The 5,955-nt window shown below is 64.8% G+C and carries 5 protein-coding genes; 1 reads left to right on the top strand and 4 read right to left on the bottom strand.

What is annotated here, in order from left to right; genetic code table 11:
* Window positions 1-2,067 carry a phosphatidylserine/phosphatidylglycerophosphate/cardiolipin synthase family protein gene (locus EN932_RS26795; protein WP_128369180.1) on the top strand — a complete coding sequence of 689 codons (2,067 nt, stop codon included), beginning with the start codon at window positions 1-3 and terminating at the stop codon, window positions 2,065-2,067.
* 4 nt (window positions 2,068-2,071) lie between these two features.
* On the opposite strand, the gene EN932_RS26790 is transcribed toward EN932_RS26795, so the two are convergent.
* From EN932_RS26790 to alr, 4 genes are all read right to left on the bottom strand, one after another.
* Window positions 2,072-3,328 (bottom strand): D-amino acid dehydrogenase, encoded by a 1,257-nt coding sequence (locus tag EN932_RS26790; protein ID WP_013529082.1) that lies wholly within the window; start codon window positions 3,326-3,328, stop codon window positions 2,072-2,074.
* 119 nt (window positions 3,329-3,447) lie between these two features.
* Complete coding sequence (locus EN932_RS26785; protein ID WP_013529081.1) at window positions 3,448-4,002, bottom strand: nucleoside-diphosphate kinase; 555 nt, start codon at window positions 4,000-4,002, stop codon at window positions 3,448-3,450.
* 2 nt (window positions 4,003-4,004) lie between these two features.
* Window positions 4,005-4,427 carry a nucleoside diphosphate kinase regulator gene (rnk, locus tag EN932_RS26780; RefSeq protein WP_013529080.1) on the bottom strand — a complete coding sequence of 141 codons (423 nt, stop codon included), beginning with the start codon at window positions 4,425-4,427 and terminating at the stop codon, window positions 4,005-4,007.
* Window positions 4,428-4,701: 274 nt separating this feature from the next.
* Entirely contained in the window at window positions 4,702-5,841 is a 1,140-nt protein-coding gene (gene alr, locus EN932_RS26775; RefSeq protein ID WP_127369336.1) for an alanine racemase, read from the bottom strand.
* Window positions 5,842-5,955 lie beyond the last annotated feature (114 nt).

Genomic DNA, 5,955 nt, shown 5'->3' with positions numbered 1-5,955 from the left:
CTGCAAGGCCAAAGCGCTTGCGCGCGACCCGCGCTCTCCGCGGAGACAGCTGGGCCACGGATCGCCGCCGCGCAGTTTTTCGGCGACGCCGGCACCAGCGACTACGAAAAACGCTTCCTGGCGCTGCTCGCCCGCCATCAGCTTGGCGCCATGGACCGAGCCAACGGCACCGGCCTTTTCGGCCACGACCGCTATGAAATCCGCAACAGCAATTTCCAGGCGACCTACCGGACGCTGCAAAAACTGGCCGGGCCGGTCGCCGAAACGCATCTGCCGCCGGCCGACGCCAACAGCGGCGAGGGTCATTTTGACGGACGCTGGCGGGTGTCGCGACAGACGCTCTACATCGATGCAGCGGCGCAGCCTTCGGCGCCCAAGACCTTCGATTTCTCCGGCCTGCAAGCGCGCGGCGTCGAGATCGTGCTGCGCCAGGCCGGCAAGCAACCGGCCGACATCGGGGGCACATGCGACGGCACGCTGGCGATCCGTGCCGGCGGCGCTTCACGCACCATCGCCACCGGCACGGCATTTCGCTTTCGCCTGTCCGGCGAGGACGATACGGTCAGCCTGTTTCCAAGTGACGGCCTGAACCGCTGCGCGACAAGAATCCGCTCCAGCCTTGCTCCGGCCGGCGCGCCGCTCACCATCCGACGCGAAGAGAGGGCCGATCCGGCGCTTGCCGCTTTCGACAGTCGCTACGAGCGCTGCCCTACGCCCGACCCCACAGGCCTCGATGCGCTCAGCCGCGCCTTCTATGCCAGCCGCTGGCTGTCGCAGACCTGTGCCTTGCCGATCGGAAAGCCGCGCCTGCTGCGCAAATCGCGCGATGGCTTCAACGCCAAGGTCGAGGCGCTGATGGGAGCGCCGCTGTCCGACAGCGCCATCGACAAGGGCGACCCGGAGCTGCCGCTCGACTTCTCCAGGGCCCCAAAACTGAAGCTAATCTATCTGTCATCCCTGGAGTTCAAGGCCGACTTCTCCGGCCGCATCATCGAACGGCTGATCCGTCATCATGCAGCCCTCGGCACCAAGGTGCGCATCCTGGTCACCGACGTGCTGGAGCGCGACAAGGACGACACCATGCTGCATCGGCTGGCGGCCGAATTCCCCAATGTCGGGCTGCAGGAATATCGCTGGCGGGCGGATCGGGGCGCGCCGATCGACGAGCAGATTTCACAATTGCACAAGGTCCATCACGTCAAGATGCTGGCGACGCTTGCCGACGATCCACGGCGGTCGCGCGCCATCATCGGCGGCCGCAACATCCATGACGGCTTCCTGTTCCACCAGCCGATCGATCTGTCGCGCTATCCCGACCTTGAGCAATACGGCAAGACCGATGGATTCTCGCTGAACTACTATTCGAACTGGAGCGACTTCGACGTCGAGTTCGCCGATCCGGCCACGGTCGAGACCCTTGCCGCGCATCTTTCGACAGTGTGGCTGCGCGACGCCGACACCAATCTGGCGCGCCCCTTCTCCATTCCGGTCCGGTCCGCCGGCGGCCGCCCCTCAGGCACGGCGCGGCACTTCATTTCAGTGCCCTACGAGGATGGCCATGCGCTGGAGGATTATTTCGTCGAGCTGGTCGACGCCGCCCAGCACCATATCCAGATCGTCAACCCCTATCTCAACCTGACGCCCAAGCTTGCCCAGGCTGTTGACCGGGCGCTCGCGCGCGGCGTCAGGATCGACATTGTCGGCCGCATCGATCTCAAGGGCGATATCGGCGGCAAGTTCCTCACCGCGCTCAACAAGCTGTTCGTCGAGAAATATGGCGACCGCATCAACATCCGCGAATTCAAGGCGCCTGACGTGGTGCTGCATTCCAAGATCATGATGATCGACGAAAGGCTGGTCGCCATCTCGTCGGTCAACCTCAACAACCGCAGCTTCTTCCACGACAGTGAGAACGGCATGATGGTGCTCGATCCGGCCTTCTACACCAGGATGAAGCCGATCTATGACGACTATGTCGCCCACTCCAATCCGGTCGCCACCAATGTGACGATCCCGTGGGCGTATCGGCTGCTTTTCGACGAGGACTGGGTCCGGCAGGCGTTCTGACTCTCTAGCGCAGATAGCGCTCCTGCGCGAGGTCGCGGACGTCGATGTCAGGCACCCGGTTGGAGATGATGTCGGCCAGCACCTTGCCCGAGCCGCAAGCCATGGTCCAGCCGAGCGTGCCGTGGCCGGTGTTGAGATAGAGATTGGAAAGCTCGGTGCGGCCGATCAGCGGCGGGCCATCCGGCGTCATCGGCCGCAGCCCGCACCAGAACGTCGCGTCCCGCATCGCGCCGGCGCCAGGAAAGAGATCGCCGACCGAGTGTTCCAGTGTGCGCCGCCGCGATTCGTGCAGCCTGAGGTCGAAACCGGAAATCTCGGCCGTACCGCCAACCCGGATGCGGTCGCCAAGCCGGGTGATCGCCACCTTGTAGGTCTCGTCCATCACCGTCGACACCGGTGCCGCGGCGGCGTCCTTGATCGGCACGGTGATCGAATAGCCTTTGACCGGATAGACCGGGATCGGCCGCTTCACCCGGCGCATGAAACCCGCCGAATAACTGCCCAGCGCCATCACATAGGCGTCGGCGGTCTTCCAGCCCTTGCTGGTGCTGAGATTGGCAATGCGGTTGCGGCTGCGGATGACGCGCCAGATCGTCACGTCGTACTCGAACTTGACGCCACGGGCCACACAGAGTTCGGCCAGCCTGTCGGTGAACATCTTGCAGTCGCCGGTCTCGTCGTGCGGCAGCCTGAGGCCGCCGACGAACTTTTCGCGCACCCCGGCAAGGCCAGGCTCAGCCGCGATGCAACCGTCCTGGTCGAGGATCTCGTAAGGCACGCCATACTTCTTCAGCACCTCGACATCGCCGCCGGTGCCGTCAAGCTGCTTTTGCGTCCGGAACAGCTGCAGCGTGCCCTGGGTCCGCTCGTCATAGGCGATGCCGGTCGCTTCGCGCAGCGCCTTGAGCGTATCGCGGCTGTATTCGGCCAGCGGCACCATGCGCGCCTTGTTGATCGCATAGCGCTCGGCCGTGCAGTTGCGCAGCATCTTGATGAGCCATGTCCACATATGCGGATCGAAGGCCGGCCGCACCACCAGCGGGCCATGCTTCATCAGCAGCCATTTGATCGCCTTCAGCGGAATGCCGGGGCCGGCCCAGGGCGAGGCGTAGCCGGGCGAAATTTCGCCGGCATTGGCGAAGCTGGTTTCCAGCGCCGGGCCTTTCTGGCGGTCGAGAACCGTCACCTCGTGGCCGGCCTCGGCGAGAAAGTACGCCGTGGTCACTCCGATGACGCCGCCGCCCAGCACCATGATCTTCATCGTTCACTCCTTGCCGCGTCGCACGCCCTTGAGGACGCCTGGACGCGGCGCATTCCGATTTGCGCATGATCCCCGGCGAAAATCGATGCCGATTTTCGAGATCATGCAGTGTTGCCTGTTCACGCCGCCGCAGGACCGGGGTCGTCGTCCCCTGTCTGCCGCATTCCGGCCCTTTCGCCAAGGGGCCGCCAATCGGCTGCGGCGCTGTAGACGAGGGTGAGCCCATGCGGCCGTCGCGCCTCGGCCTGGGATTTCTCCCTAACGGCACGCCGCGCGGCCTCCGGCTGGTAGAGCACGGTCGCGATCAGGACCGACTCCCGCCTGCCGTCGGCCTGTTCGATCCATGCAGTCTGGCCCTCGGCCATGCCGAGCATGCAAAGCCCCCGCCTTGTCATGATCGACAGGCTGGAGCCGACCGGGCCGCGCACCTCGTTCTGCACCAGGGTCCGGGTCTGGGCGGGGCCGGCATCGACACGGAATACCAGCCTGCTGTTCAGCGTCACGATATCGGATCCGACCGAATCGATCGCGACGACCTCGGCCTTGGAAAGCTTGTCTTCAAGCATTGGAACAATCGGATCCGCGAAAGCCCGCCGACGCTCCAACATGATTTCGAGGACGGCGAAGTCCTTTGTCGTCAGCTGGAAATTCGCGCCTGTCATCACCGTCTCCATGATCAGGCCCCCTCCCGCCCGCAGGCCGGCGTATCGACCACTTCGATGGTCGCCGACAGTTCCCGGCCGCCACGGCTGCTCCAGCACACCGTCTGCCCAGCGGTCGCGCCGATGAGCGCCGTCCCCATCGGCGTCAGCACCGAGATCCTGTTTTCACTGATGTCTGCTTCGCCGGGATAGACCAGCGTGACGCGCTGGATGTTGCCGCCATCGTTGCGGATTGTCACCGCCGAGCCCATCCGCACGACATTGGCCGGCATGGAAGCCGCTGCCGTGACAACGGCACGGTCCATCTCCGAAAGCAATTCTTCGGCCGTCTCGGGCACGCGGTCGAGCGACGCCCGCGCCAGGCCCGTCAGCCTGAGATGGTCGGCATCGGTGACCAGAAGCCGACTCGGTGGACGCAATCCTGTTGCATGTTGCATGGCAAACCTCATGACTTGGCGCATCGAACAGACGCGCGCCTGCCGCCGCGCAAACGGTGGCTTGATGAAAAACCGGCAGCCGCGAAGCTGTCTGGCTCGGGAATGATAATGTCAGGTAGAAATGCCCCGGTTCGGACGGACGCCAAAAGGCGACCGCGCCGGGGCTACGATCCCGCGATCGGGCAGACCCTGAACAAGGTTCTGATATAAGCTGGGTTGCTCATGCATGGAGCCTTGCCGACAGGCGTCCGCTTGTCAAGCGCGGCCAAACCGCTCAACCGCCGACATAGCGCCGGTGGAAGCGCGGGCCGAGGCTGGTCAGGATCTCGTAGCCGATGGTGCCGGCATGGCCGGCGGCGTCATCGACGCTTTGCGAGGGACCGAGCAGTTCGACCAGATCACCCTCGCGCAGCCTGCCGCCCGGCAGGGCGGAAATGTCGAGAATGATCGAATCCATCGACACCCGCCCGACGAAAGGTAGCCGCACGCCCTCGAACCAGGCGGCGGACGCGGCGCGGCGTTGCCAGCCATCAGCGTAGCCGAACGAAATCGTCGCCAGCCTGAGCGGGCCTTGCGCATGATAGCTGTGGCCATAGCCGACGCCGGCGCCCTTTTCGACGCTGCGCGTCTGTGCCACCTTTGCCTGCAGCCGCACCACCGGCAGCATCGGATTGGACTTTGGCGGCGTCGGATTGATGCCGTAGAGGGCGGCACCGGGGCGGGCGAGATCGTAGTGAAAGGACGGCCCAAGAAAGATGCCGGAGGAATTGGCCAGCGACGCCGGCGCCTTCGGCAACATTGCGCGCAGCCGCTCGAACACCGACCGCTGCTTCTCATTGGCCGGATGCTCCGGCTCGTCGGCGCAGGCCAGATGGCTCATCACGAACCTGATGTCGATGCCGTCGAAGGCCTGCGGATCGGCGGCAACGCGATCCACATCCCGAGGCGCCATGCCGAGCCGCGACATGCCGCTGTCAACCTGGACCGCGGCCGGCAGTTTTCGGCCGGCGCGGCGGGCCGCAGCACGCCAGGCTGCCAGTTGCTCGTGGCTGTTGATAACAGCGCAAAGGTTTGCTGCCACAGCGTCCGGCTCGGCACCGGGCGGAATGCCGTTCAACACGAAAATGGCAGGGCCGGCCCCAAGCGAGCGGCGCAGGGCGACGCCTTCGCCCAGAAGCGCAACGAAGAAGATATCGCAGCCTTCGCGCAGCAGTGCCGCCCCGACCTGGCCGGCGCCAAGGCCGTAGCCGTCCGCCTTGAGCACACCAGCGCAGGCAACATCGCCCAACCGCGTCTTCAGCCGGCGGTAGTTTTCACGGATTGCACCGAGATCGATGGTGAGGATGGCCCCAGCCGCCACTTCGCTCGTGGTGGTGACCTCTTCGGGCAGTGACCTCTTGGCGGCGTCGTTCATGGCGACCGTTCTTGTGGTGGATGGGTTAGTCAGTAGTCAGTAGAATTTGGCGCGGACCGCAACAGAACATTCAACCCTACTTCCCTACTTCCCTACTTCCCTACTCCCCTACTC

It is taken from the genome of Mesorhizobium sp. M7A.F.Ca.US.002.01.1.1 (assembly GCF_004022955.1).
GTDB classification, from domain to species: Bacteria; Pseudomonadota; Alphaproteobacteria; order Rhizobiales; family Rhizobiaceae; genus Mesorhizobium; species Mesorhizobium ciceri.
The sequence above is the reverse complement of the archived record's forward strand: the minus strand, read 5'-3'. Positions and strand labels throughout refer to the sequence as shown.

Coding starts and splice junctions, on each gene's coding strand:
- EN932_RS26790 (WP_013529082.1), bottom strand. CDS start 3,328: ATGAAGATCATGGTGCTGGGCGGCGGCGTCATCGGAGTGACCACGGCG.
- EN932_RS26785 (WP_013529081.1), bottom strand. CDS start 4,002: ATGGAGACGGTGATGACAGGCGCGAATTTCCAGCTGACGACAAAGGAC.
- rnk (WP_013529080.1), bottom strand. CDS start 4,427: ATGCAACATGCAACAGGATTGCGTCCACCGAGTCGGCTTCTGGTCACC.
- alr (WP_127369336.1), bottom strand. CDS start 5,841: ATGAACGACGCCGCCAAGAGGTCACTGCCCGAAGAGGTCACCACCACG.